22 protein-coding genes and 1 tRNA gene are annotated in these 24,953 nt (G+C 71.4%); 13 read left to right on the top strand and 10 right to left on the bottom strand.

What is annotated here, in order from left to right:
• The first annotated feature begins 286 nt into the window (after window positions 1-286).
• Together QF030_RS17435 and QF030_RS17430 are read left to right on the top strand one after the other, a co-directional pair.
• Window positions 287-1,246 carry an alpha/beta hydrolase family protein gene (locus QF030_RS17435; RefSeq protein WP_307163604.1) on the top strand — a complete coding sequence of 320 codons (960 nt, stop codon included), beginning with the start codon at window positions 287-289 and terminating at the stop codon, window positions 1,244-1,246.
• Between the two features lie 67 nt (window positions 1,247-1,313).
• A complete protein-coding gene (locus tag QF030_RS17430) occupies window positions 1,314-1,724 on the top strand; it encodes a hypothetical protein (protein ID WP_307163603.1) in 411 nt (136 codons plus the stop codon).
• A gap of 916 nt (window positions 1,725-2,640) precedes the next feature.
• On the opposite strand, the gene QF030_RS17425 is transcribed toward QF030_RS17430, so the two are convergent.
• Window positions 2,641-2,712, bottom strand: a tRNA-Cys gene (locus tag QF030_RS17425).
• A gap of 218 nt (window positions 2,713-2,930) precedes the next feature.
• Between QF030_RS17425 and QF030_RS17420 the strand changes: the two genes are divergently transcribed.
• From QF030_RS17420 to QF030_RS17400, 5 genes are all read left to right on the top strand, one after another.
• On the top strand, window positions 2,931-4,436 hold the full coding sequence (locus QF030_RS17420) for an MFS transporter (RefSeq protein ID WP_307163602.1): 1,506 nt from the start codon (window positions 2,931-2,933) through the stop codon (window positions 4,434-4,436).
• Window positions 4,437-4,463: 27 nt separating this feature from the next.
• Entirely contained in the window at window positions 4,464-4,598 is a 135-nt protein-coding gene (locus tag QF030_RS17415; RefSeq protein ID WP_307163601.1) for a hypothetical protein, read from the top strand.
• Between the two features lie 111 nt (window positions 4,599-4,709).
• Window positions 4,710-6,512: a DEAD/DEAH box helicase gene (locus QF030_RS17410; RefSeq protein WP_307163600.1), complete on the top strand. Its 1,803-nt coding sequence runs from the start codon at window positions 4,710-4,712 to the stop codon at window positions 6,510-6,512.
• Between the two features lie 329 nt (window positions 6,513-6,841).
• On the top strand, window positions 6,842-7,492 hold the full coding sequence (locus QF030_RS17405) for an IclR family transcriptional regulator (RefSeq protein WP_307163599.1): 651 nt from the start codon (window positions 6,842-6,844) through the stop codon (window positions 7,490-7,492).
• Window positions 7,493-7,632: 140 nt separating this feature from the next.
• On the top strand, window positions 7,633-8,424 hold the full coding sequence (locus QF030_RS17400) for a YlbL family protein (RefSeq protein WP_307163598.1): 792 nt from the start codon (window positions 7,633-7,635) through the stop codon (window positions 8,422-8,424).
• Between the two features lie 163 nt (window positions 8,425-8,587).
• Here the strand turns inward: QF030_RS17400 and QF030_RS17395 are convergent, their stop codons facing one another.
• The 5 genes from QF030_RS17395 to QF030_RS17375 are packed head-to-tail and all read right to left on the bottom strand — an operon-like array spanning window position 8,588 to window position 12,834.
• Window positions 8,588-9,559: a glycine betaine ABC transporter substrate-binding protein gene (locus tag QF030_RS17395; RefSeq protein ID WP_307163597.1), complete on the bottom strand. Its 972-nt coding sequence runs from the start codon at window positions 9,557-9,559 to the stop codon at window positions 8,588-8,590.
• Window positions 9,556-10,407: an ABC transporter permease gene (locus QF030_RS17390; protein WP_307163596.1), complete on the bottom strand. Its 852-nt coding sequence runs from the start codon at window positions 10,405-10,407 to the stop codon at window positions 9,556-9,558. The genes QF030_RS17395 and QF030_RS17390 overlap by 4 nt, the downstream gene beginning before the upstream one ends.
• Window positions 10,404-11,654 carry a betaine/proline/choline family ABC transporter ATP-binding protein gene (locus QF030_RS17385; RefSeq protein ID WP_307163595.1) on the bottom strand — a complete coding sequence of 417 codons (1,251 nt, stop codon included), beginning with the start codon at window positions 11,652-11,654 and terminating at the stop codon, window positions 10,404-10,406. The genes QF030_RS17390 and QF030_RS17385 overlap by 4 nt, the downstream gene beginning before the upstream one ends.
• Window positions 11,647-12,294, bottom strand: a complete 648-nt coding sequence (locus QF030_RS17380) for an ABC transporter permease (RefSeq protein ID WP_307163594.1) — start codon at window positions 12,292-12,294, stop codon at window positions 11,647-11,649. The genes QF030_RS17385 and QF030_RS17380 overlap by 8 nt, the downstream gene beginning before the upstream one ends.
• 57 nt (window positions 12,295-12,351) lie before the next feature.
• Window positions 12,352-12,834, bottom strand: a complete 483-nt coding sequence (locus QF030_RS17375) for an Lrp/AsnC family transcriptional regulator (protein ID WP_307163593.1) — start codon at window positions 12,832-12,834, stop codon at window positions 12,352-12,354.
• A gap of 126 nt (window positions 12,835-12,960) precedes the next feature.
• On the opposite strand from QF030_RS17375, the gene hppD reads away from it, so the two are divergent.
• Window positions 12,961-14,106, top strand: coding sequence for a 4-hydroxyphenylpyruvate dioxygenase (hppD, locus tag QF030_RS17370; RefSeq protein ID WP_307163592.1), 1,146 nt, complete (start codon window positions 12,961-12,963; stop codon window positions 14,104-14,106).
• 50 nt (window positions 14,107-14,156) lie between these two features.
• On the opposite strand, the gene QF030_RS17365 is transcribed toward hppD, so the two are convergent.
• On the bottom strand, window positions 14,157-15,629 hold the full coding sequence (locus QF030_RS17365) for a tetratricopeptide repeat protein (protein WP_307163591.1): 1,473 nt from the start codon (window positions 15,627-15,629) through the stop codon (window positions 14,157-14,159).
• 97 nt (window positions 15,630-15,726) lie between these two features.
• Between QF030_RS17365 and QF030_RS17360 the strand changes: the two genes are divergently transcribed.
• Window positions 15,727-17,097, top strand: a complete 1,371-nt coding sequence (locus QF030_RS17360) for an FAD-binding oxidoreductase (RefSeq protein WP_307163590.1) — start codon at window positions 15,727-15,729, stop codon at window positions 17,095-17,097.
• A 49-nt stretch (window positions 17,098-17,146) separates the two neighbouring features.
• On the opposite strand, the gene QF030_RS17355 is transcribed toward QF030_RS17360, so the two are convergent.
• On the bottom strand, window positions 17,147-17,623 hold the full coding sequence (locus QF030_RS17355; RefSeq protein ID WP_307163589.1) for an SsgA family sporulation/cell division regulator: 477 nt from the start codon (window positions 17,621-17,623) through the stop codon (window positions 17,147-17,149).
• 273 nt (window positions 17,624-17,896) lie between these two features.
• On the opposite strand from QF030_RS17355, the gene QF030_RS17350 reads away from it, so the two are divergent.
• Both QF030_RS17350 and QF030_RS17345 read left to right on the top strand, forming a co-directional pair.
• Window positions 17,897-19,681, top strand: coding sequence for an RDD family protein (locus QF030_RS17350; RefSeq protein ID WP_307163588.1), 1,785 nt, complete (start codon window positions 17,897-17,899; stop codon window positions 19,679-19,681).
• Window positions 19,682-20,069: 388 nt separating this feature from the next.
• Window positions 20,070-20,792 carry an RDD family protein gene (locus QF030_RS17345; protein ID WP_307163587.1) on the top strand — a complete coding sequence of 241 codons (723 nt, stop codon included), beginning with the start codon at window positions 20,070-20,072 and terminating at the stop codon, window positions 20,790-20,792.
• Between the two features lie 63 nt (window positions 20,793-20,855).
• Here the strand turns inward: QF030_RS17345 and QF030_RS17340 are convergent, their stop codons facing one another.
• On the bottom strand, window positions 20,856-21,215 hold the full coding sequence (locus QF030_RS17340) for a hypothetical protein (protein ID WP_307163586.1): 360 nt from the start codon (window positions 21,213-21,215) through the stop codon (window positions 20,856-20,858).
• A gap of 368 nt (window positions 21,216-21,583) precedes the next feature.
• On the opposite strand from QF030_RS17340, the gene QF030_RS17335 reads away from it, so the two are divergent.
• Window positions 21,584-23,932, top strand: a complete 2,349-nt coding sequence (locus tag QF030_RS17335; RefSeq protein WP_307163585.1) for an immune inhibitor A domain-containing protein — start codon at window positions 21,584-21,586, stop codon at window positions 23,930-23,932.
• Window positions 23,933-24,065: 133 nt separating this feature from the next.
• Complete coding sequence (locus tag QF030_RS17330; protein ID WP_307163584.1) at window positions 24,066-24,422, top strand: hypothetical protein; 357 nt, start codon at window positions 24,066-24,068, stop codon at window positions 24,420-24,422.
• 31 nt (window positions 24,423-24,453) lie between these two features.
• Here the strand turns inward: QF030_RS17330 and QF030_RS17325 are convergent, their stop codons facing one another.
• Window positions 24,454-24,876, bottom strand: coding sequence for a M67 family metallopeptidase (locus QF030_RS17325; RefSeq protein ID WP_307163583.1), 423 nt, complete (start codon window positions 24,874-24,876; stop codon window positions 24,454-24,456).
• Between the last annotated feature and the right edge of the window lie 77 nt (window positions 24,877-24,953).

The following is a 24,953-nucleotide window of genomic DNA, read 5'->3' as shown; positions in this document are numbered from 1 at the left end:
TCCTACGGGTCTGGACACGCTGGGGGTCTCCTCGTACGTCGTGTACGGCCGATGACGGTGTGGGGGAGTCGGCTCAAGTTACGCGCGTAGAGAGGGACTTGTTAAGGGGTCGTAGGTTAAATCGGGGGAACGGAAAGGTGTGTTGCCCGTGTGGGGGAGTTCGCGCCGCCGCGACGAGGAGGAGGGCCCGATGCCGGGGGATCCGGTCCCACGTGAGGTCGCTTTCCCGAGTGGGCCGGTGCGTCTGGCCGGCTCACTGACGGTGCCGGGCGTCGCTGGGGCGGACGTGTTCCTGAGGGGTGCAACCGCCGCCGACGCGGCTACGGCGGACGGGACCACGGCAGGCCTGATCACGGCGGGCGCGTCGCCGGCCGGCTGTGCCTCGGCGGGTGTGGTCATGGTCGGTGGGTCCGGGCCGTCGGACCGGCACAACGACACGTACTTTCCGCCGATCCGCAGACACCTCGTGGACGCCGGTCTCGCCGTGTTGTCCTACGACAAGCGCGGTGTCGGCGGATCGTCCGGCGAGTGGCGCGACGCGACCCTGGACGACCTGGCGGCCGACGCGGTCGCCGCGCTGGACTTCCTCCGCGCGCAACCCGGCGTACGGCCGGAGGCGGTGGGCCTGTTCGGCCACAGCGAGGGCGGCTGGGTCGTGCTGCGCGCGGCCACCACTGCCCGGGACGGCCCGTCCTGGGTGATCACCAACAGTTGTCCGGGGGTGACTCCGGCAGCCCAGGAACGCCACGCGCTGTCCCGCGCCCTGCGTGAGCGGCGACGAGCACGGCCGGACGTCGACATCGACGGTTCCCTGGCCCTTTTCGACCGCCTCGTCGAAGTGGGCCGCAGGGACGCGGACTTCGCGGAGGCGGCGCGTCTGGTCGAATCCGCGGGCCGGGCGGCCTGGTTGGGCGACTACTGGGCCGGCGTGGACGAGCGCCTCTGGGAGTTCCTCAAACGCAAGCAGGACCATGATCCGCTCTCGGACACGCCGCGTCTGCGCTGCCCCCACCTGGCGGTCTTCGGCGGCGCGGACCCGCTGGTACCCGTCGCCGAGAGCATCCACCGGTTCGCCACCGCGGCCTGCGGCCCCGGCCGCCACCCCCGGGCAACGCTGACCACAGAGGTGTTCCCCGACGCCGACCACCGCATCCACACGGCCATCGGGACCCGCCCGGCGCCTGGTCACCTCACCGGTCTGACCCGGTGGATCGGAGGCCACACGGTCGGCCGCCCGCTCCCGTAGCACGCTGTCGAGGTGGCGAATAGGCTGGTCGTAGGGGGTCGGCATGGTTCGATCCGAGGAGCCTTCCATGAGGAAGAACAGAAAGGGCGCCTGGCGCGCGACGGGAATCGTCACCGCACTCGCCACGGCCGCCGCGATCGCCTCCGTCGCACCGGTTCAGGCCCAGTCCACCGCCCAACTGTCCGCATGGGTCAGCGACGGCTGGGGCGGCGGCACCATCACCAGCACGCCCGCCGGGATCAACTGCCACCAGACGGCCTGGGATCCGTACGCGGCCGACCCGGAACCGCAGCCGTACCCGACCGGCAACTGCACCGCGAGCTTCGAGATCGGAACGAGGGTGACCTTCACGGCCACACCGGACTCGGGTTCCTACCTCAACGACGGCCCCACGCCGAACCCCGTCACCATCCGGACCGGCTACAACTTCACCTGGGTGATGTTCTGCCCGGACGGCGGCCTCTGCTCCGCGGGCTGACGAACAGAAGGGCGGCACCCCCGAAGGAGTGCCGCCCTCTCGTTCCGTTCAGAACAACTCATTGATCTACTGCGTCCACCGCAAAGCGCGGGTGGAGGAGCAGGTGTCAGCCGGTAAGCGCTGGCTGGCCAACTGTGGCCTAGTTCCGAGCCCGTCTCGGGTGGCGCTGTAACCAGCAGGCCGCCCGAGATTCGTAAAGGCCTAGCTGCTGAAGCCCGTTGGCAACGTAGTCAGCCAACGAGTCGGTAGCAGATTGTGTGCAGTGTGGCGTTCCATGAGAACGCGACGTCACAGTAGTGCCTCGTCAGCGTTTTTCCCTCATTGTGTGCAGTGCAGAGGATGGCCCCAACGGGATCCTTCGCGGGACTCGGGCACGGGGCCTTCGCTGAAACCGTTGGTACGGACGCCGTTGGGGACGCTGCGGCCGTAGTGGATGGGATGAGCAGTATCAGAGACGCTGCCATCACTAGACCGAAAATCAATCCGAAGAACTGCTTGATTCTCATGATCTGGCCTCTTTTAGAGAGGCTGGGCCAGGTCTTAGATCAAAGATGCGGCTCAGCTTGGCTATTTATGCAATTCCATGGTATGCGACGCGTCGAGCCGTGTCATCTCGGTAGTTATCGTTCAAGGTTCCATCTCTTATGGCTCAAGTCGCGCAAGTGTGCCGGGAACTGTTGCGAGTGAGGCCATCTGGGGTGCTCATACGCTCCATCGCGCAGTCATCTGGGGACGCCAGCAAGGATCTTTCGGCGTGGCTGCGGAACTGGGATCGGCCTCGGTCGCGGACCCCGAACTGGGCAGTTCGGCCTTGAGCTATCGGAGGGCGGAACTGAGACGAGAACTGAGACGGACGACGAAAGGGCGGCACCCCTTGGAGGGGACCGCCCTTTAACTTCGTCTGGTCAGGCACTTGAGGCCGTGGCGGGAATCGAACCCACGTAACTCGCTTTGCAGGCGAGTCCCTAAACCACTCGGGCACACGGCCGGGTCGGGTGCGGGGTTCTCGCCCCGTCCGAACTCGGTGGGTCGACCGTACGGGGCGGGTGGGAAGGGACTCAAGGGGGGCGCGGGGGCTGCAACGGGACTGCCACACGCCGTTCATGAAACGGGGGTGCGGGCCGGTGGTCGTAGGACCATCGTCCCGGGCACTGACCCGTCTTCCGACAGGGGCCAATGTCGGTTGTGGACCTTACCCTGGCGACCATGGCTGCCCTCGAACCCCGCGACACCGGTGTCGCCGACGAAGTCCTGTCCTCCTCCTCCGCCGCCCTGGAGCGCGACGGCGGGACCGGCGAGGCCGACGAGGCCGGCGAGACCGTCCTGGGGCGTTCCTACCGCGCCCTCACCATCGGGATCGTCTCCGTGGTGCTGCTCATCGCCTTCGAGGCGACCGCCGTGGGGACCGCGATGCCGGTGGCGGCGCGGGAGCTCGACGGGGTGGCGTTGTACGCGTTCGCGTTCTCCGGGTACTTCACCACCAGCCTGTTCGGGATGGTGTTCGCCGGGCAGTGGTCGGACCGGCGCGGGCCGCTCGGGGCGCTGGGCGGCGGCATCGCGGCCTTCGCCGCCGGGCTGCTGCTCTCGGGCAGCGCCGGGAGCATGTGGGTGTTCATCCTCGGCCGGGCCGTGCAGGGGCTCGGCGGGGGGCTGGTGATCGTCGCCCTGTACGTCGTCGTCGGGCGGGCCTATCCGGAGCGGTTGCGGCCCGCGATCATGGCCGCGTTCGCCGCCTGCTGGGTCGTACCGTCCGTGGTCGGGCCGCTGGCCGCCGGTGCGGTGACCGAGCGGCTGGGCTGGCGGTGGGTCTTCCTCGGGATACCCGCCCTCGTGGTGCTTCCGCTCGCGCTGGCGCTGCCCCGGATACGGCGCCGGGCGGGCGGGCCCGTGGAGGGCATGACCGGGGGCGCCTTCGACCGGCGGCGGATCCGGCTCGCCCTCGGCATCTCACTGGGCGCCGGACTGCTCCAGTACGCCGCCCAGGATCTGCGGCCGGTCTCCCTCGTGCCCGGCGCGGCGGGCGTCGCGCTGCTCGTGCCCGCCGTGCTCGGGCTGTTGCCGCGCGGCACGTGGCGGGCGGCCCGCGGGCTGCCGTCCGTGGTGCTGCTGCGCGGGGTGGCCGCGGGGTCCTTCATCGCCGCCGAGTCCTTCGTGCCGCTGATGCTGGTGACGGAGCGGGGGCTGAGTCCGACCCTTGCCGGGTTCTCGCTGGCGGCCGGCGGGGCGACCTGGGCGCTGGGGTCGTGGGTGCAGTCACGGCCGTGGGCGGAGCCGTACCGGGAGCGGCTGATGACGCTCGGGATGGTGCTGACGGCCGCCGCCATCGCCACCGCGCCCACGGTCCTGGTCCCTTCCGTGCCCGTCTGGACCGTGGCCGTCGCCTGGGGCTTCGGGTGTCTCGGGATGGGGCTGGTGATCGCCGCCTCGAGCGTGCTGCTCCTGAAGCTGTCCGCGCCCGAGGAGGCCGGGGCCAACTCCGCCGCCCTCCAGATCTCGGACGGACTGTCCAACGTGCTGCTGCTGGCCGCGGGCGGTGCCGCCTTCGCGGCGCTCGGCGGCGGCAGTGTGGCGCACGCGACGACAGCCGGGTCGACGGCCGGGACGTCCGCCGGTTCCCACCCGGCCGCCTTCGCCGCCGTCTTCCTGCCGATGGCGGCCGTCGCGCTGTTCGGTGCCTGGGTGACGACGCGGCTGCGGGCGGAATCGCGATGACACCGTGCGGTACCGGCCCGTACCGGCATGGCACGGCCGGACCGGACCGGACCGGCCGAGCGGTTCGTGGCGGACGGGTGTCAGGGCGCCCTCGGCGTGCCCGGTATCGCGGCCCGGTTGCCGCGCTTCGCGCGCCGGACCGGCGCCGCCCGTCCGCTGTGACCTGAGTCCCACCCGCACACGACCCGGCCTGGTTCGCTCGTTGACGGCGTCGGGCCGCCGGTAGGGTGGCCCGGTTGTCGTACGCAGCCGAGAGCCCCGAACCCGGAGACCGTGACTACCACCGCCGCTTCCTCCACCTCCCACTCCCACCATCTGTCACCGGCCTTCCCGGGCCGAGCCCCCTGGGGCACCGCGAGCAAGCTGCGGGCCTGGCAGCAGGGGGCGATGGAGAAGTACCTCCAGGAGCAGCCGCGCGATTTCCTCGCCGTCGCCACACCCGGCGCCGGCAAGACGACCTTCGCGCTGACGCTCGCCTCCTGGCTGCTGCACCACCATGTCGTGCAGCAGGTGACCGTGGTCGCGCCGACCGAGCACCTGAAGAAGCAGTGGGCGGAGGCGGCCGCGCGGATAGGGATCCGGCTGGACCCCGAGTACAGCGCGGGCCCGCTCAGCAAGGACTACCACGGCGTCGCCGTGACGTACGCGGGTGTCGGCGTCCGCCCGATGCTGCACCGCAACCGCAGCGAACAGCGCAAGACCCTCGTCATCCTCGACGAGATCCACCACGCCGGTGACTCCAAGTCCTGGGGCGAGGCCTGTCTGGAGGCCTTCGAACCCGCGACCCGTCGCCTCGCGCTCACCGGTACGCCGTTCCGCTCCGACACCAACCCCATTCCCTTCGTGACGTACGAGGAGGGCAACGACGGGATCCGGCGGTCGGCCGCCGACTACACCTACGGGTACGGGTCCGCGCTCGCCGACCAGGTCGTCCGGCCCGTCATCTTCCTCTCCTACAGCGGCAACATGCGCTGGCGGACCAAGGCGGGCGACGAGATCGCGGCGCGGCTCGGCGAGCCGATGACCAAGGACGCGATCAGTCAGGCCTGGCGTACGGCGCTGGACCCGCGCGGTGAGTGGATGCCGAGCGTGCTGCGCGCCGCCGACCAGCGGCTCACCGAGGTCAGGAAGGCGATCCCGGACGCCGGCGCGCTCGTCATCGCCTCCGACCAGGAGTCGGCCCGCGCCTACGCCAAGCTGATCCGCGAGATCACCGGGACCAAGGCGACGCTCGTCCTGTCCGACGACACCGGCGCGTCCAGCCGTATCGACGACTTCAGCGGCGGCAACGACCGCTGGATGGTCGCGGTGCGCATGGTGTCGGAAGGCGTCGACGTGCCGCGGCTCGCCGTCGGGGTCTACGCGACGACCATCTCCACACCCCTCTTCTTCGCGCAGGCCGTCGGGCGCTTCGTGCGGTCCCGGCGGCGCGGCGAGACCGCCTCCGTCTTCCTCCCGACCGTGCCCGATCTGCTCACCTTCGCCAACGAGATGGAGGTCGAGCGCGACCACGCCCTCGACAAGCCCAAGAAGGAGGGCGAGGAGGATCCGTACGCCGAGTCCGAGCAGGAGATGGACGAGGCGAACAAGGAGCAGGACGAGGACACCGGCGAGCAGGAGCAGTTCGCCTTCGAGGCGCTGGAGTCCGAGGCCGTCTTCGACCGGGTGATGTACAACGGCGCCGAGTTCGGCATGCAGGCCCACCCGGGCAGCGAGGAGGAGCAGGACTACCTGGGCATTCCGGGCCTGCTGGAGCCCGACCAGGTGCAGATGCTGCTCCAGAAGCGGCAGGCCAAGCAGATCGCGCACAGCCGCAAGAAGCCGGACACCGAGGCCGACCTGCTGGAGCTGCCGGCCGAGCGGCGGCCGGTCGTCTCGCACAAGGAGCTGATGGAGCTGCGCAAGCAGCTCAACACGATGGTCGGGGCGTACGTCCACCAGAGCGGCAAGCCGCACGGGGTGATCCACACCGAGCTGCGACGGGTGTGCGGCGGTCCGCCGAGCGCGGAGGCCACGGCGGGGCAGCTGCGGCAGCGCATCGCCAAGGTGCAGGAGTGGGCGACCCGGATGAAGTGACGGCGCCCGGTCGCCCCCGCCGTGCCCGGCGGGGGCGCGAGCCACGATGTCACGCTCCGTACGTATCGGGATAAATGCAAGTAGTCCATACCGGCCACTGACCGGATTCTGGACGGAGCCTTCCGCTCAGCGAACCTGCTTCGCTACTGTCCCGCTACGCACACGCCCCGTGGCAGCGCCGCCGCGGAGCGCAGCCGTGAAGCGACTGGGCCCGGACACGCCGGGCCCATCTGTCGATCGGCGGCCTCTGACGCGCGTCACTGACGGGACTCGGTGACGCATCCGCCGCGACGGAGGTTGCCGGCCTCACCACTTAAGGAGTGGGCGTCGTGACCGCGGAGACCTCCCAGACGCTCGATCGAGGACTGAAGGTCCTCAAGTTGCTGGCCGATACCGACCACGGGCTGACCGTCACCGAACTTTCCAACAAGCTGGGCGTCAACCGGACCGTTGTGTACCGGTTGCTCGCCACACTGGAGCAGCACGCACTCGTACGGCGTGACCTGGGCGGGCGAGCCAGGGTCGGCCTCGGGGTGCTGCGGCTCGGCCGCCAGGTGCATCCGCTGGTGCGGGAGGCCGCGTTGCCCGCGCTGCGGTCGCTGGCCGAGGACATAGGGGCGACCGCGCATCTGACCCTGGTGGACGGGACGGAGGCGCTCGCCGTCGCCGTCGTCGAGCCGACCTGGACGGACTACCACGTGGCCTACCGGGCCGGATTCCGGCATCCGCTGGACCGGGGAGCCGCCGGCCGGGCCATCCTCTTCGCCCGGCAGAAGTCGACGCGTCCGGCGGACGAACCCGGCTACACGCTGACGCACGGCGAGCTGGAGGCCGGCGCGAGCGGTGCCGCGGCCCCGCTGCTGGGCGTGACCGGCGTCGAAGGCAGCGTGGGCGTGGTGATGCTGGCCGACGCGGTGCCGGAGCGGGTGGGGCCCCGGGTCGTGGACGCGGCGCGGGAGGTGGCGGAGGCCCTGCGCTGACACCGCCAGGGCCCCGGAGCGGCGAGGTGCGGACGAGGTGCGGACGGTGAGGGGACGAGCCGGGGCCCCGCGCTCGACCGGAGGACATCCCGCCGCATCCAGCCGCGAGCGGGAACTCGTCGTCACGTTAGATTGACCTCGTGCTCTCACGCCTCTCACGCCCCAAGGCCCTCACCGTCTGCGCTCTGCCGCTCGTGGCGCTGCTCGCGACGGCCGCGTTCGCGCCGCTGCCGTTCTCGGTGGCGCAGCCGGGCATGACGGCGAACGTCCTCGGCGAGAACAAGGGCACCCCGGTCATCACGATCACCGGCGCGCCCACCCGGAGCACGAGCGGGCAGCTGCGGATGACGACGATCGAGGCGACCAACCCCGATACGGACATCAGGCTCTCCGACCTGATCGACGGCTGGTTCCGCGCCGACCAGGCGATCATGCCGCGCGACTCCGTCTACCCCAGCGGGGAGAGCACCAAGGAGATCGAGCGGCACAACACCGAGCAGATGGAGCAGTCCCAGGACGCCGCGACCGAGGCCGCGCTGAGGTACCTCGACCGCGGCGACGACGGCATCGAGGTCACGCTGAGGCTGTCCGACGTGGGGGGCCCCAGCGCCGGGCTGCTGTTCTCGCTCGGCATCGTCGACAAGCTCGACGGCGACGGCAGCGGCGGCGACCTCACCGGCGGGCGCACGATCGCCGGTACCGGGACCATCGAGGCCGACGGCACGGTCGGCGCGGTCGGCGGCGTGGCACTGAAGACGCAGGCCGCCCGGCGGGACGGGGCGACCGTGTTCCTGGTGCCCAAGGCCGAGTGCGCCGACGCCGAGGCCGAGCTGCCGAAGGGACTCCGGCTGATCCCGGTCACCACCCTGAAGGGCACCGTGAACGCGCTGACCGCCCTGGCGAAGGGAAAGGGCTCGGTCCCGAGCTGCTAGGCGACCGCGACCGCGACCGCGGGCGCCGGCCCGGGTGTGGGCGCCGAGCCGCGGACCGACTCCCATGAGGGCGCGGGGGCGCTGCACGGCGCCCGGACGGGACGGGCGCTGCACGGTTACCGGACGGGACGGGCCCGGTTCGCACGTCCTGCGGGCGGATCGCCTACTTCACGAACCCCTCCGCCTTCATCCAGTCCAGCGCCACCTGGTGGGGATCCTCCCCGTCGACGTCCACCTTGGCGTTCAGGTCCTGGGCCACCGTGTTGTCCAGCTTCTTCGTGACCGGGTCGATGACCTTCGCGATGGCCGGCCACTTCTTCAGCGTCCTGGAATTGATCACGGGGGCCGCGTTGTAGTTGGGGAAGAACTTCTTGTCGTCGGCCATCACCACCAGGTTCATGGACTTGACGCGCCCGTCGGTGGTGAACACCTCCCCGTAGGCGCAGGCCCCCTTCTGGATCTGGGTGTAGATGATCCCGGTGTCCATCTGGGTGATCCGCGACGCCTGCACGGACATCCCGTACGCCTTCTCCATGCCCGGCAGTCCGTCGGCCCGGTTGGCGAACTCGCTCTCCACGCAGAGCGTCACGGCCTGCGGGTCGGACGTGGACAGCGCGGCCACCTGTGACAGCGTCCTGGTGCCGTACTTCTTGAAGTTGGCCTGGTTCATGGCCAGCGCGTAGGTGTTGTTCAGCCGCGAAGGAGGCAGCCAGGTCACGCCGTTCCTCAGGTCGGCGTCGTGCACGGCCTGCCACTGCCGCCGCGGGTCGGTGATCGGCTCGCTGTTGCCCTGGTAGGTGATCCAGGCGGTGCCCGTGTACTCGTACATGGCGTCGGCGTCGCCGTTCCTGACCGCCTCGCGCGAGCCGATGGAGCCCTGGATTCCGGTGCGGTCCAGGACGTCCGCGCCGGCCGCCTGGAAGGCGATGCCCATCATCGCGCCGAGGATGAGGTTCTCGGTGAACGACTTCGACGTCACCGTGAGGTCCGCGCCCTTGAGCGGCTCACCCTGTCCGATCGAGCCGGGCGAGACGTCGTCGACCATGGGGGAGCCGCTGGTGAGTCCGCACCCGGCCAGCGCGCAGCCGGTCAGCGCGGCCAGGACGCCGGCGGTCACCTGGCGCAAGCGCTTCACGAGTCCACCTCCAACCCTCGCGGCCGCAGCAGCACTTCCGCCAGCGAGGCCAGCCAGTCCACGAGCAGTGCGAGCGAGACGGTGAGGACCGATCCCAGCACCAGCACCGGCATGCGCTGGTTGGTGATGCCGGTGGTGATCAGCACGCCCAGGCCGCCGCCCCCGCCGAAGGTCGCCAGGGTCGCCGTGCCGACGTTGAGGACGAGGGCCGTCCGCACGCCGGCCAGGATCAGCGGGACGGCCAGCGGCAGCTCGACCTTGCGCAGCACGCCCAGTGCGGACATTCCGATGCCGCGTGCCGCCTCCAGCAGCGTCGGGTCGTTCGACTTCAGGCCCGCGACGGTGTTGGCGAGGACCGGCAGGATCGCGTAGGCGATGATGCCGATCAGGGCGGCTCTCGTGCCCGTGCCCAGCCAGATCACCAGCAGGGCGAGCAGACCGATCGCGGGTGTCGCCTGACCCATGTTGGCGACGGCCATCGCGAACGGCGTGGCTCTGCGCAGCGAACCCCGGGTCAGCAGGACGCCGAGCGGGATGGCGATGATCAGCACGAAGAAGGTGGAGATCACCGTGAGCTTCACCTGCTGCCACAGCGCCTTCGACACCTGCCCGTTCGACAGCGCGTTCTCGGAGATCGGGTCCAGGTCCGCCTGCTGGAACCACAGCCAGGTCGCGAGCAGCAGGGCGACGAGGAAGGCGGGCAGGAAGGTCAGCTTCTGCCAGGTGAGCCGGCGGCGGGGCGGCGCCGGGGTCGGGGTCCGGGTCTCCTGCCGCTCGTCATCGGCCTCGTCGTGCGGCCCGCGGGTCCCGTCCGGGCCGCGGCTCTCGTCCAGGCGGAGAGCGCTCACGCCTTCACCTCCCCGGCCGGGCCCTCCTGTTCCGCGTGCGTCTGCGCGGCGCGGGCCTCCTCCAGTTCGTGCTGCGCCTCCAGCGCCTCCAGCCGGTCGGCCTCCAGCAGCTCGTGCACGGAGTTCAGCAGCGTCTCCATGTCGACGACCCCGGTGTACTCGCCCCGCCGTCCGGTGACCGCGACCCGCCCGGTGTTGTCCGTGAGCACCGCCTCCAGCGCGTCGCGCAGGGTGGCGTCCCGGGTCACCGTGTCGCTGACCAGGGTTCCGGCCCGCGCCAGCGAGCCCCTGGCCCGCATCAGGTCGCCGCGGCGCAGCCACTTGTAGGGCCGTCTGCGCTGGTCGAGCAGCAGGATCTCGTTGGTACCGCTGGAGCGGAGCTTGTTGAAGATGGTCTGGAGCGGGTCGTCGACGGTCACCGTCGGGTAGTCGGTGATCTCCACGTCCCGCACCCGGCTCAGGTTGAGCCGCTTCAGCGCCGCCCCCGCCCCCACGAACCCGGACACGAAATCGTCCGCCGGGTTGGTGAGGATGGCCTCCGGGGTGTCGAACTGGGCGATGTGCGAGCGTTCGCGCAGCACCGCGATCCGGTCGCCCAGCTTGATCGCCTCGTCGAAGTCGTGGGTGACGAACACGATCGTCTTGTGCAGCTCGTGCTGGAGCCGGATCAGCTCGTCCTGGAGGTGGTCGCGGGTGATCGGGTCGACCGCGCCGAACGGCTCGTCCATCAGCAGAACGGGCGGATCCGCCGCCAACGCCCGCGCCACGCCCACCCGTTGCTGCTGCCCGCCGGACAGCTGGCGCGGATAACGGCCGTGGAACTCGCCGGGGTCCAGCCCGACCAGGTCGAGCATCTCCTCCACCCGGTCCCGGATCCGCCCCTTCGTCCAGCCGATCATCCTCGGCACGAGAGCGATGTTCTGCGCGACCGTCATGTGCGGGAAGAGACCGGACGACTGGATCGCGTACCCGACCTTGCGGCGCAGCTTCACCGGGTCGATGTCGGTGACGTCCTCGCCGTCGATCCGGATCCGGCCGCCGCTCGGCTCGATCAGCCGGTTGATCATCTTCAGCGTGGTCGACTTCCCGCAGCCGGACGGGCCGACGAAGACGACGGTCTCGCCCGCCTTGATCTCCATGGTGACGTTGTCGACGGCGGGGTGGGGGTTGCCCGGATAGCGTTTGGTGAGGTTCACCAGCTCGATCGTCGCCCCGTGGGCGGCATCCCCCGACTCGGTCTCAGACACGGATCCCCCTGGGAATCGTCAGCCGTCCGATGAGGACGTACGCGGCGTCGAACAGCAGGGCCAGGACGATGATCCCGAGCGTGCCCGCCAGGACCTGGTTGAGCGCGTTCCTGCTGCCGAGCGAGGCGATGCCCCGGAAGATCTCGTTGCCCAGGCCGGGCCCGGAGGCGTACGCGGCGATGGCGGCGATGCCCATCAGCATCTGGGTCGAGACCCGGATCCCGGTCAGGATCGGCGGCCAGGCCAGCGGGAGCTCGACCCGCACCAGCCGCATCGTCGCGGACATCCCGATGCCCCGGGCCGCGTCCACGAGCGTGGGATCGACGCCGCGCAGCCCCACGATGGCGTTGCGCACCACCGGCAGCAGTCCGTACAGGGTCAGCGCGACCACCGTCGGCGGTACGCCGAGCCCCACGAGCGGGATCAGCAGACCGATCATCGCCAGCGACGGGACGGTGAGGACCGCGGAGGTGCCGAGGGTGGCGAGGTTGCCCGCCCAGCCGCTGCGGTAGGTGACGACCCCGATCACGACGCCCAGCAGGGTCGCCGCGACCATGCACTGGAAGACGACGCTGGCGTGCTGGTAGGCGTCGGTGAGCAGCTGCTGGTGACGGCTCTGCACGTACTCCCAGAAGTTCACACGCCCTCACCGCCCCGTCGACCGGATCCCGACCAGCTCCGGGTCGGGCCCGCTGGGTCAGGGCCTTGCCCGGTCGTCCTCGGCCGCCTGCTCCACCAGCGGGATGATCCGCAGCGGAACGGGGTTCTCCATCACGATCGCGGTGGAGGCCCGGACGATGCCATCAAAACCGACGACCAGGTCGATCACCCGCTGGAGGTCGGCGTTGGAACGGGCCACCAGCCGGCACAGCATGTCCCCGCCGCCGGTGGTGGTGTGCAGCTCCAGCACCTCCGGCACGGACCCCAAGTGCGCCCGCACGTCGGCCCCTTGCCCCTGCCGGATCTGGAGCGTGGCGAACGCCGTGACCGGGTAACCGAGCGCCGCCGGATCGACCTCGGGCCCGAATCCCCGGATGACTCCATTCGACTGAAGCCGGTCGAGCCGCGCCTGCACCGTCCCCCGGGCCACCCCCAGCCGCCGGGACATCTCCAGTACCCCCAGACGCGGTTCCCGGGCCAGCAGCACGATGATCCGGCCGTCCAGTCGGTCGATCGCCATACCCGTCCGCCTCCGCGATGGTCACCCTGTACAGAAAGCCGGTCGATACCGCCGTACCGCTGAACACATTGCCCAGCGATGGAGCAAACTATTGCGCACCTTGCTGCCCGGCGCGAGGCTTCGGCTATGACGCAGACCACACACCACACTCCCGACACCGCCCGGCAGGCCGACCCCTTCCCGGTCAAGGGAATGGACGCGGTCGTCTTCGCCGTGGGCAACGCCAAGCAGGCGGCGCACTACTACTCCACCGCCTTCGGCATGAAGCTGGTCGCCTACTCCGGACCGGAGACGGGCAGCCGCGAGACCGCCTCGTACGTGCTCACCAACGGCTCGGCCCGGTTCGTCCTGACCTCCGTCATCAAGGCCGCCACCACCTGGGGCCACTTCCTCGAGCGGCATGTGGCCGAGCACGGCGACGGCGTCGTCGACCTCGCCATCGAGGTCCCCGACGCGCGGGCCGCGTACGCCTACGCGATCGAACACGGCGCCCGCTCGGTCGCCGAGCCGTACGAGCTGAAGGACGAGCACGGCACCGTCGTCCTCGCCGCGATCGCCACCTACGGCGAGACCCGCCACACCCTCGTCGACCGTTCCGGCTACGACGGCCCCTACCTCCCCGGCTTCGCCGTCGCCGAGCCGATCGTCGAGCCGCCCGCCCACCGCACCTTCCAGGCGATCGACCACTGCGTCGGCAACGTCGAACTCGGCCGGATGAACGAATGGGTCGGCTTCTACAACCAGGTCATGGGCTTCACGAACATGAAGGAGTTCGTGGGCGACGACATCGCCACCGAGTACAGCGCCCTGATGTCGAAGGTCGTCGCGGACGGCACGCTCAAGGTCAAGTTCCCGATCAACGAGCCCGCCATCGCCAAGAAGAAGTCCCAGATCGACGAGTACCTGGAGTTCTACGGCGGCGCCGGCGTCCAGCACATCGCGCTCAACACCAACGACATCGTGCAGACGGTACGGACGATGCGGGCGGCCGGGGTCCGGTTCCTCGACACCCCCGACTCCTACTACGACACCCTCGGCGAGTGGGTCGGCGACACCCGCGTCCCCGTCGAGACCCTGCGCGAGCTGAAGATCCTCGCCGACCGCGACGAGGACGGCTATCTGCTCCAGATCTTCACCAAGCCGGTCCAGGACAAGCCGACCGTGTTCTTCGAGATCATCGAGCGGCACGGCTCGATGGGCTTCGGCAAGGGCAACTTCAAGGCCCTGTTCGAGGCGATCGAGCGCGAGCAGGAGAAGCGCGGCAACCTGTAGGCACGCCGGCCGGACCCGATGCGGTGATCGGGCGGGCGGCGGCGTGACCCCTACTCGGGCAGCTCGGCCGGGGCCGGTTCGCCGCCCAGCCGGGCCACCGCCGCCCGGGCCACCGGGCCCAGCAGCGGCGAGAAGTACGGGTTGATCTGCAGGGCCTCCCGGAGGTGACGCCGGGCCGGGCCCTCCCTCTCCAGCGCCCGCTCGATCATGCCCAGGTGGTACATGTACGGCGCGCTGTGCACGGCGCCACCGTGCACCCGGTCGGTGGCGATCAGGGCGAACCGCAGCGCCTCCTTGTCGTCCCCGGCCCGGTGCAGCGCCCAGCCCAGCGCGTCCGCGACCGCGATCCCCGGCTGCTGCCGCCACTCGGCCCGCAGCCGCCGTACCGCCGAGGCCGGGTCCCCGTGGTCCGCCTCGAAGCGGCCGAGCACCAGCGCGCCGTCCACCCCGCCCGCCGCGTCCTGCCGGACCCGGGCCCGCAGCAGGTCGTACTGGACGCGCGCCGCCTGCGTGAGCCCCAGCGACTCGTACAGCTCGCCCAGCTCCAGCGCGTAACCGGGCGACGGCTGCTTGGCGAGCGCCACCTGGTACGCGTTCAACGCCTCCGAGGTCCGCCCCAGAGCCGCCAGCGCCCGCCCCTGCCCGGCCTGCGCGGCCCGCTGGTCGGGATCGATCCTGACCGCCTCCTGGAAGTGCCGCAGGGCGTCCGCCCGCTCACCGCGCTCCCAGGCCAGCTGCCCCGCCCGCTCCAGCCAGGCCGCCTGCTCGGCGGGGGAGGAGGCGCCGGCCGCCGCGTCGGCCAGCGCGGCCTGTGCGTCCTCGCGCCGGCCCAGGTCCCAGAAGACGCCGGCCGCCCGGGCCCGCACGGCCGGGCCGGAGTGCAGCGCCGTCAGCGAGTCCAGGGCCTTGCGGGCCTTCTTGTAGTCGCCGAGCCCGGTGTACGCGTCGATGAGCTGCGGATACGTCGTCCAGCGCTTCGGCGCCAGCTTGCGCGCGGCCTCGCCGAAGGACCGGGCCGCCCGGAAGTCACGGCGCGCGTTCGCCAGCGCGGCCAGACCGTCCAGAGCCTCGGCGTTGGCTTTCGGACGCACCTTCAGCGAGGTCCGCAACGCCCGCTCGGCCTTCGGATACAGCGCGGCGGCGTCGGCGGTGCGCCGGCCCTGCTCGACGTAGGCCGTGCCGAGCACCGCCCAGGACCGCGCGTCCCGTGGATGCGCCCGCACCCGGCTCTCCCGCTCGTCGATCAGCACCGCCAGATCCGACAGCGCGGCCGGCACCCCCGCACGGACCGCCGTGCCGGCCTGCGCTCCCGGCGCCGGTCCGGGCCCCCGCCGCACCGCCGGCTCCCCGTCGGGCAGGCACAGCAGCACCCCGCCGCCCAGCGCGAGACACCCCGCGAGGACCCCGACGAGCAGCCGTCGGCGCCGCCGGGAATCCCTGCCGGTGGCCGCGGGAGCCGCGTCGCCCGCGGCGGCCTCTTCGGTGGCGGTGCGCTCTTCGGCGGCGCGCTCTGCGTTCTCCATGGCGCTCACTGTGCGTCAGTACGACGACCGTACGACGTCAGCCGAAGGGTCGGGCGGACGGGTTCACACCGATGGCCCCGGGTGCGAACCTGTGATCATGAGCCGTCACCTCGTCGACCGTCTGCTCGCCGGCCTGCCCGCCGAGGCCGTCCTCACCGACCCGGACATCACGGGCTCCTACGCCAACGACATGGCCAGTTTCTGCCCGGCCGGCACCCCCGCCGCCGTGGTGCTGCCGCGCACCGTCGAAGAGGTCCAGCACGTCATGCGCACGGCGACCGCACTGCGGGTCCCGGTCGTCCCGCAGGGCGCCCGCACCGGGCTGTCCGGGGGCGCCAACGCCTCCGAGGGCTGCGTCGTCCTCTCGCTGACGAAGATGGACCGGATCATCGAGATCAACCCGGTCGACCGGATCGCCGTCGTCGAACCGGGTGTCGTCAACGCGGCGCTCTCCCGCGCGGTGAACGAACACGGGCTCCACTACCCGCCCGACCCCTCCAGCTGGGAGACGTGCACGATCGGCGGCAACATCGGCACCGCCTCGGGCGGACTGTGCTGCGTGAAGTACGGGGTGACGGCCGAGTACGTCCTCGGCCTGGACGTGGTGCTCGCCGACGGCCGCCTGATGACCACCGGCCGCCGCACGGCGAAGGGCGTCGCCGGGTACGACCTCACCCGGCTGTTCGTGGGCTCCGAGGGCTCGCTGGGCATCGTCGTCCGGGCGGTCCTCGCCCTCCGGCCGCAGCCGCCGCGGCAGCAGGTGCTGGCGGCCGAGTTCGCGTCCGGGGCCGCCGCCTGCGACGCGGTGTGCCGGATCATGGCCGGCGGACACGTCCCGTCCCTCCTCGAACTCATGGACCGTACGACGGTCAGGGCCGTCAACGACCTGACCCGCATGGGCCTCCCGGAGACCACCGAGGCGCTGCTGCTGGCCGCCTTCGACACCGCCGACCCGGCCGCCGACCTCGCCTCCGTCGGCGCGCTGTGCGAGGCGGCCGGCGCCACCCAGGTGGTCGCCGCCGACGACTTCGCCGAGTCCGAACTCCTGCTGCAGGCGCGGCGGTCGTCGCTCGTCGCGCTGGAGGCCGTCAAGGGCACGACGATGATCGACGACGTGTGCGTGCCCCGGTCCAGGCTCGGCGAGATGATCGAGGGCGTCGAGCGCATCGCGGAGAAGCACCGGCTGACCATCGGGGTCGTCGCCCACGCGGGCGACGGCAACACCCACCCCACGGTCTGCTTCGACGCGGCGGACCCCGACGAGTGCCGGCGCGCCCGCGACTCCTTCGACGAGATCATGGGCCTCGGCCTGGAACTCGGCGGCACCATCACCGGCGAGCACGGCGTGGGCGTGCTGAAGAAGGAGTGGCTGGCGCGCGAGATCGGCCCCGTGGGCGTGGAGATGCAGCGGGCGGTCAAGGCGGCCTTCGACCCGCTGGGCATCCTCAACCCCGGCAAACTGTTCTGACGACGACAACGCCGCCGCCGGGGCCATGGCCGGACCCCGGAGCGGCGCCTCACTCCCCGTCCGCGGACTCGTCCGACGGCCACGGGTCGCACAGCCACAGGTCGTCCGCGGGCGTCGGGGCGAGCAACTCGGCCAGACCGTCGTCGATACCGAGCTGATCGGCCTCCGTCCCCGGGGGCACCACCCGCAGGGTCCGCTCCAGCCAGGCCGACACCTGGGCCGCGGGCGCCTCGAGCAGCGCGTCCCCGTCGGGCGAGCTCAGCGCCATCAGCACGACGCCGCGCCCTTCCACCTTCGTCGGCCACACCCGCACGTCCCCGTGCCCGCACGGCCGGAACACGCCCTCCACGAGCAGCTCACGGGCGAACGTCCAGTCGACCGGGTGCTCGGAGTTGACGTGGAAGGCGACATGGACGGCGAACGGGTCGTCGCTGCGGTAACGCAGCCGGGCCGGGACCGGGATGCTGCGCTCCGGCGACAGGATCAGCTTGAGCTCCAGTTCGCGTTCCACCACGGTGTGATGCATGTCGGTTCTCCTCTCGAGACGGACCTCGCGCGGACCCGCGGTGGGCCCGTACGAGTGGAGAGCGGCTCGGCCCGGAACCATTACGCGGCTTCGGAGAACTTTTTTCGGAGCGTCCGTGACCCGGGCTCCGCCGGGTGGTTCCGAACGTGTGAAGAGCCTGCACGGGGTTGCCCGGAAAGGGGCGGGTCCGACAGGACTGGCAGTGGGGCTTGCGTCGGTCTGATAGATGTGGAGCCCCCCAACCCACCCCCGAGCAGATACGGGACGACGGACATGAGCGCCCCAACCCCGGCACCCGGCGACGACAGGCCCCGCGAGGGGTACTACCCGGACCCGTCCATCCCTGGATACGTCCGGTACTGGAACGGTGCCTCCTGGGTACCGGGCACCAGCCGGCCGGCGCCCTCCGACGGCCGACCGCTCACGCCGCCGCCCGGCTCGCCCCCGGCCTCCGTGGAGGAGACCGGCCCGCACTTCTTCGACGAGGACCCGGCACCGGCGGAGCCGTACGGCGGCCGTCCCGAGCCCGCCTCCGCGTGGGGCGCCGACCGCGCCCACCAGTCCGGCTTCGGCGGCGACCAGGACCGCCGGGTCTCCTGGGGCGCCCCGCAGGGCGCCGACCCCAGGGTGCCCTCGCCCGCCCCGGCGCAGCCCGAGGGCCGTTCCACGAGCACGGACGGCACGTCCACGATCCCGCCCGCGGAACCGGAGGACGGCGCCGGCGCCGGGGACGTGGTCTCCGGGGGCACGTTCGTCTTCCGCCGGCCGACGGCGGGTGGTGGTGCCGCCCCCGCGCCCGGGGCCTCCCGCGCCCCGGGGCCCGTCCCCGACGAGGGCACGGTCACCTTCCGTGCGCCCGCTCCGCGCACGGAGCACCAGGACGGCGCGTCCGGCGCCCGACCGGCGGGCAACGCCGCCGCGTTCCCCGCCGCCGCCCAGGGACCCGGCCCCACGCAGGCCCCCGGCCCATCCGGATCCGGCGGCCCCGCTTCCGCCGCCTTCGGCGCTCAGGGTCAGGCCGGGGCGCCCGCCGACGGCGGCACCGCCCCCGCCAAGCCCGGCTTCGGGGCCGGCAAGGCGGCCGCCGAGCGTGCGGCGGCTCAGACCCCGGGCGTCCCGGCCCCGCAGGGCCCGGCCCACATGGCCGCTGCCGCACCGGCCCCGGCCCCCGCGCCTGTTCCGGCCCCCGCGCCTGCACCGGCCCCCGTTGCCGCCCCCGCACCGGCCCCCGCCGCTGCGTCGGCCCCCGCCCCACAGGGTGCCGCCGGGTTCCCGGCCGGACAGGCCGGCGCTGCTCGGCCCGGTGCCGCCCAGGCTCCCGCGCCCGGGTCCGCCCCCTTCTCCGGCCCGCAGCCGGGTGCCGTGCCCGGCGTGCCCCAGCAGAGCGGCGGCCCTCAGCCCCAGCCCCCGCAGGCCGCCGCGCAGGCCGCCGTCCCGATGGCCGCGGGGCCCGGTGGCGGGCAGCCCTCGTGGGCGCAGCAGGTGCACCGGCTCGCGGGAGCCGAGGACGGACCCGTCGCGCCCTGGAAGCCGCCGGTCGACGACATCTTCCAGGCGGCCGCCCGACGGGCTGCCTCGGCCCGTCCCGCGGGCCTCGGCAAGCGGCTGGCCGCCCGGCTCGTGGACACGCTCGTGGTCGCCGCCGTCACCTCCGCCGCCGCCGTGCCGCTGGGAGCGAAGGCCCTCGACCACGTGACCGCGAAGGTCGACGCGGCCAAGCTCACCGGGGAGACCGTCACCGTCTGGCTGCTGGACGGCACGACGTCGGTCTACCTCGGGATCGTCCTCGCCGTGCTGCTGGTGTTCGGGATCGTGTACGAGGCCGTGCCGACCGCGAAGTGGGGCCGCACGCTGGGCAAGAAACTGTTCGGTCTCGAGGTGCGCGACATCGAGGGCGGCGAGCCGCCGTCCTTCGGGGCGGCCCTGCGCCGCTGGCTCGTCTACAGCGTGCCGGGTCTGCTGGTCGTCGGTGTGGTGGGCGTCGTCTGGGGCCTGTTCGACAAGCCGTGGCGGCAGTGCTGGCACGACAAGGCGGCCCACACCTTCGTCGCCGGCTGACCCGTACCCGCGCTACCGCCGTGCCGCTGTGCCGCTGTGCCAGGGCTACTGCGGTGCGTGTGGTCGCGCCGCTGAGCCGCCGTTCCGTGTGCCCGGGCTAGTGCGGTGCCCGCGCTGCCGCTGTGCCCGGGTGCCGCCGTGCCGCCGTGCCAGCGGTGCCGCTGTGCCCAGGGCGATTGCCGTGCCCGCGCTGCCGCTGTGCCCGCTGTGTCCGCCGTGCTCGCGGTCCCCGCGGTACCCCCTGCCCGCCGTACCCCGTACCCCGTACCCCGTACCCGCGCCACTGCCGTATCCGTGCAGCCCGTGACTGCGTGCCCCGGGCCGCCGTCGTCCCCCGGACGGCCGCTCGCCGGATGCGGAGTCCGCGGGTTCGCGGTCGACTCGGGGCATGACGACCGAACCGCCCCCCGGCTCCGGCGGCGGCGAGCCGCCGGAGGACGACCCGTTCAGGAAGCGGCCTCCGCGGCAGGAGCCCCCACAGCCCCCGTACGGCCAGGGTCGGCCCCCGTCCGGTGCGGGGCAGGGCTCGCCGTACGACGCGTCGCACGATCCGTACGGCGGTGGGGGGCCGGGGCAGCCTCCGCCCCCTGGCGGCGGCCCGTACGGCGGCGGCCCGCAGGGCGGCGACCCCTACGGCGGCTATCCGGCCGATCCGCTCTCCGGGATGCCCCCGCTGGCCGACAGCGGCAAGCGCACCCTGGCCCGGATCATCGACATGATCCTCGTCTTCGTCGTGGTGTCGCTGCTGGCCTGGGCCTTCGGGGTCGCGCAGTACACGGTGGACGCGGACGACATCGAGTTCGGCAAGACCTTCGGGCGGGAGCTCCTCGCCGCGATCCTGTACGTCGCCTACGACACGATCCTGACCGCCAAGTCCGGTCAGACGCTGGGCAAGAAGTGGCTCGGCCTGCGCGTGGCCAACCTCGACAACGGTTCCACGCCGTCCGTGCAGACCTCGCTGGTCCGCGCCCTGGTGCTGTGGGTGCCGTTCGCGTTCTGCTGCGCCTGTGTGTGGACGGCGGTCTGCGGCGGCTGGAGCTTCTTCGACAAGCCCTACAAGCAGGGTCTGCACGACAAGGCGGCCAAGACGGTGGTGGTCAGTACGCGGTGAGCCGGCCGCGCGCACGACGAAGGGCCCGCCACGGGGGCGGGCCCTTCGTCATGTGCGGGGGTGTCAGGGGGCCATGGGCTCCCGGACGGCCTCGGACGCCGAGGCGACCGAAGCGCGGACCGACGCGTGCACGGGGGCACGCGCGGCGACGGTGACGGGCTCGGGCCGGCTCGCGGTCACGCTCGCCGTCGGGCGGGCCGCGGGTCGGATCACGGAAAGGGTCGTCGAGCGGGCCACGGGGGCGCGCGACGGCTTCGGCACCGGTACCGTCATGGCGACCAGCACGCCGAGCGCGACCGCCGCGACGACGACGACCGCGATCCCGGGGCCCGAACTCGTCTGTGACAGCAGCAGCATGGCGAGCGTCGACAAGATGACGGTGCAGGAACCGTACGTGAGCTGTGCGACAGTCGGACGAGGCATGGCAATCGGTGTCCTCGGAAGCGGGGGCGGTCTCGACTCTAATCGCCTGCATGCCCGAGCGGGACGAACGGTAAGCGTGACCTAACCCACGGTGTCGGTGCACAGGGGGCGCACGGAGTCATGGCGTCCATCAAGTGGACCGTCGTGCGCGCCTGTCACGGCATCCTTCACGTAACCGTCACATGTCCGCAATGCGAACACTGCCTCCCAATAATGCAGTTGACTTGTCCAAGTCAAGGTCTGTCTTTTCTCGTAAACCAGTAGTCAAATAGCGTCACTTGACTACACGCGTATAACAGCGCGCGGACCTTCCTTGACAGGGATCCCCCCTTTCCGCGCGTCCGGACGCGTGCGTGGGAGGACATCAAGTGACCAGTAGATCCTGGACGTTCAGAACGGCCTCGACGGTCGTCGCCCTTGCGGCGGCCTCGGCGACGTTCTCGACGTTCGCCGTGGCACAGGCTGCCGACAACACCTCGGCGAAGGCCCCGGCGGTGGACCGGCAGGACCCTCAGCCGGCCAAGGCCAAGGAGCACGACTTCGACGGCCCGCTCAGCAAGACCCAGGAGGCACAGCGAGAGGAGGCCCTCGAGCAGGTCATATCCGGCGAGGCGTCGGTGAAGGACCGGGACGGCTCGAAGGTCGTCCAGCTCAAGAGCCGCAAGGGCGACAGCAAGTACGTCGAACTCGGCCGCGAGAAGACCGACAAGATCTTCACGATCCTCGTCGAGTTCGGCGACCAGGTCGACAGCCGCTACGGCGGCACCGCCGGCCCGCTGCACAACCAGATAGCCGCGCCGGACCGCAGCAAGGACAACTCCACCGCCTGGCAGGCGGACTACAACCAGAAGCACTTCCAGGAGCTGTACTTCGGCACCGGGAAGAACACCGAGTCGCTGAAGAAGTACTACGAGAAGCAGTCCTCGGGCCGCTACTCGGTCGACGGCGAGGTGACCGACTGGGTCAAGGTCCCGTACAACGAGGCCCGGTACGGCTCCAACAACGCCTCCACCGGCGCCTGGTACGCGGTCCAGGACGGCGTCAACGCGTGGGTGGCCGAGCGTGAGGCGGCCGGCGCCACCGCCGCCGAGATCAAGGCGGAGCTGGCCGAGTTCGACCAGTGGGACCGCTACGACTACGACGGCGACGGCGACTTCAACGAGTCCGACGGCTACATCGACCACTTCCAGATCGTGCACGCCGGCGAGGACGAGTCCGCGGGCGGCGGCGCCCAGGGCGAGGACGCCATCTGGGCGCACCGCTGGTACGCCTTCGGCACCGACGCCGGCTCCACCGGCCCGGACACCAACAAGCTCGGCGGCGCCCAGGTCGGCGACACCGGCATCTGGGTCGGCGACTACACCATCCAGCCGGAGAACGGCGGCCTCGGCGTCTACGCGCACGAGTACGGCCACGACCTCGGCCTGCCGGACGAGTACGACACGTCCGGCGGCGGCGAGAACTCCACCGGCTTCTGGACCCTGATGTCCTCCGGTTCCTGGCTCGGCACCGGCAAGGAGGCCATCGGCGACCTGCCCGGCGACATGAACGCCTGGGACAAGCTCCAGCTGGGCTGGCTGGACTACGACGTCGCGGCGGCGGGCAAGAAGTCCACCCACACGCTGGGCGTCGCGGAGTACAACACCAAGAACGCCCAGGCCCTCGTGGTCCAGTTGCCGGAGAAGGAGGTCACCACCGAGGTGGTCGCCCCGGCCGAGGGCGCCACGCAGTGGTGGAGCGGCAGCGGTGACGACCTGCGCAACACCCTGACCCGCGCGGTCGACCTGACCGGCAGGACGTCGGCGTCGCTGTCCCTGGACGGCTGGTGGGACATCGAGCAGGACTACGACTACCTGTACACCGAGGTCTCCACCGACGGCGCCAACTGGACGCCGGTCGACGGCACTCTGGCCGACGGCAGCGCCATCCCGCGCGACGGCAGCGGCAAGCCCGCCCTCACCGGCACGGTCGACGCCTACCAGAAGCTGACCTTCCCGCTGAACGCCTACGCGGGCCAGAAGATCAGCATCCGCTTCCGGTACGCCACCGACGGCGGCGTGGCCCAGAAGGGCTTCGCGGCCGACGAGATCACGGTCACGGCGGACGGCGCCACGCTCTTCGCCGACAACGCGGAGTCCGCGGACGCGGCGTGGACGGCGACCGGCTTCTCCCGCATCGGCGCGGCCATCACGGACGACTACGCCCAGTACTACATCGCCGAGAACCGCCAGTACGTGTCGTACGACAAGACCCTCAAGGTCGGCCCGTACAACTTCGGCTTCTCGACGACCCGTCCGGACTGGGTGGAGCACTACGCGTACCAGAACGGTCTGCTGATCTGGAAGTGGGACACCTCGCAGGCGGACGACAACACCAGCCAGCACCCGGGTGAGGGCCTGATCCTCCCGGTGGACTCGCACCCGACCGCGCTGAAGTGGGCCGACGGCTCCGTGATGAACGCCCGTCTGCAGAGCTTCGACTCGCCCTTCAGCCGCTACCGGACGGACGCGATCACGCTGCACAAGGCGGACGTCGCGGTCAAGATCAAGTCGCGTCCGGGTGTCCCGGTCTTCGACGACGGGAAGTCCACGTACTACGACGCGACGACCCCGCTCGCGGGTGTCAAGGTCACTGACACCAACACCTCGATCAAGATCGTCGATGAGGCCATCAGTGGCTCGACGATCAAGGTGAAGGTCGGTCCCTCGACCAAGTAGTCGGTGTTTTAGCAGGTCAGACGCGTATCGGCGGCCACCCCCTGGCGGGTTGCCGCCGATCGTGTTTAGGTGCCTCCTGTGTTCTTCTTATTGACGCCGAACTCGATACCGACGCGCACGGGGGTGTGACCGCATGGCCGCAGGAGGCTTCTGCAAGCTGCCCGACGGCATGGTGGTGGTGGCGCTGAACCTGCCCAGCCCCACCGCCCGAGAGGGCCTGGCGGGCCCCTCCGCGGACGTCCGCGTGCTGGTCCACGCCCACAACCGGGCCCGAGCCCTGACCAGGCTCCGCAACCTGGGGCTGCGGGCCGTCTACCTGCGCGGCAACGCTGCGCCACCCACCCCGGACGAGGTCACGGCGGTGCTCCACCACCCGGACGGCCTGATCTGGCGCACGGCGCCGGGCAACGGCGTCCCGTTCGGCGTCGTGGCGGTACCCGAGCTGTGGCGCCCCATCCGGTCGCTGCTGCGGGGCGCGGCGGCGGCGTAGGCGCGGGGCCCGCCGACGCCCGGCGGGCGCCTCAGTACGCCTCGACCACCCGGACGTCCTCCTCCGTGACCACGCCGTCCACGATGCGGAACGAGCGGAACTGGAACTCGCCGCCGCCGTCCGTGTCCGCCGTCGACACCAGCACGTAGTGCGCGCCCGGCTCGTTGGCGTACGAGATGTCCGTGCGGGACGGGTACGCCTCGGTGGCCGTGTGGGAGTGGTAGATGACCACCGGGTCCTCGTCGCGGTCGTCCAGCTCGCGGTAGAGCTTGAACAGGTCACCCGAGTCGAACTCGTAGAACGTGGGTGACATGGCCGCGTTCAGCATCGGGATGAAACGTTCCGGGCGGTCCGTGCCCGCCGGGCCCGCGACCACGCCGCACGCCTCGTCGGGGTGGTCCTTGCGGGCGTGGGCGACGATCTGGTCGTGCAGGGCCTGGGTGATGGTCAGCATGGTCGCCAGGATAAGCAAAAGGAAATGAGGCGCGCGAAGGGTGTCCGGCAGGGTATCGGCGGGCGGCGGGAGGACGA

The organism is Streptomyces rishiriensis (genome assembly GCF_030815485.1).
Lineage (GTDB): Bacteria > Actinomycetota > Actinomycetes > Streptomycetales > Streptomycetaceae > Streptomyces > Streptomyces rishiriensis_A.
The sequence above is the reverse complement of the archived record's forward strand: the minus strand, read 5'-3'. Positions and strand labels throughout refer to the sequence as shown.

Excerpts from the sequence above, each read along its gene's own strand:
- QF030_RS17325 (WP_307163583.1), bottom strand. The coding sequence starts at position 24,876 with ATGCTGACCATCACCCAGGCCCTGCACGACCAGATCGTCGCCCACGCC.
- QF030_RS17350 (WP_307163588.1), top strand. The coding sequence starts at position 17,897 with ATGAGCGCCCCAACCCCGGCACCCGGCGACGACAGGCCCCGCGAGGGG.
- QF030_RS17420 (WP_307163602.1), top strand. The coding sequence starts at position 2,931 with ATGGCTGCCCTCGAACCCCGCGACACCGGTGTCGCCGACGAAGTCCTG.
- QF030_RS17340 (WP_307163586.1), bottom strand. The coding sequence starts at position 21,215 with ATGCCTCGTCCGACTGTCGCACAGCTCACGTACGGTTCCTGCACCGTC.
- QF030_RS17355 (WP_307163589.1), bottom strand. The coding sequence starts at position 17,623 with ATGCATCACACCGTGGTGGAACGCGAACTGGAGCTCAAGCTGATCCTG.
- QF030_RS17360 (WP_307163590.1), top strand. The coding sequence starts at position 15,727 with ATGAGCCGTCACCTCGTCGACCGTCTGCTCGCCGGCCTGCCCGCCGAG.
- QF030_RS17330 (WP_307163584.1), top strand. The coding sequence starts at position 24,066 with ATGGCCGCAGGAGGCTTCTGCAAGCTGCCCGACGGCATGGTGGTGGTG.
- QF030_RS17345 (WP_307163587.1), top strand. The coding sequence starts at position 20,070 with ATGACGACCGAACCGCCCCCCGGCTCCGGCGGCGGCGAGCCGCCGGAG.
- hppD (WP_307163592.1), top strand. The coding sequence starts at position 12,961 with ATGACGCAGACCACACACCACACTCCCGACACCGCCCGGCAGGCCGAC.
- QF030_RS17375 (WP_307163593.1), bottom strand. The coding sequence starts at position 12,834 with ATGGCGATCGACCGACTGGACGGCCGGATCATCGTGCTGCTGGCCCGG.
- QF030_RS17415 (WP_307163601.1), top strand. The coding sequence starts at position 4,464 with ATGGCACGGCCGGACCGGACCGGACCGGCCGAGCGGTTCGTGGCGGAC.
- QF030_RS17430 (WP_307163603.1), top strand. The coding sequence starts at position 1,314 with ATGAGGAAGAACAGAAAGGGCGCCTGGCGCGCGACGGGAATCGTCACC.
- QF030_RS17365 (WP_307163591.1), bottom strand. The coding sequence starts at position 15,629 with ATGGAGAACGCAGAGCGCGCCGCCGAAGAGCGCACCGCCACCGAAGAG.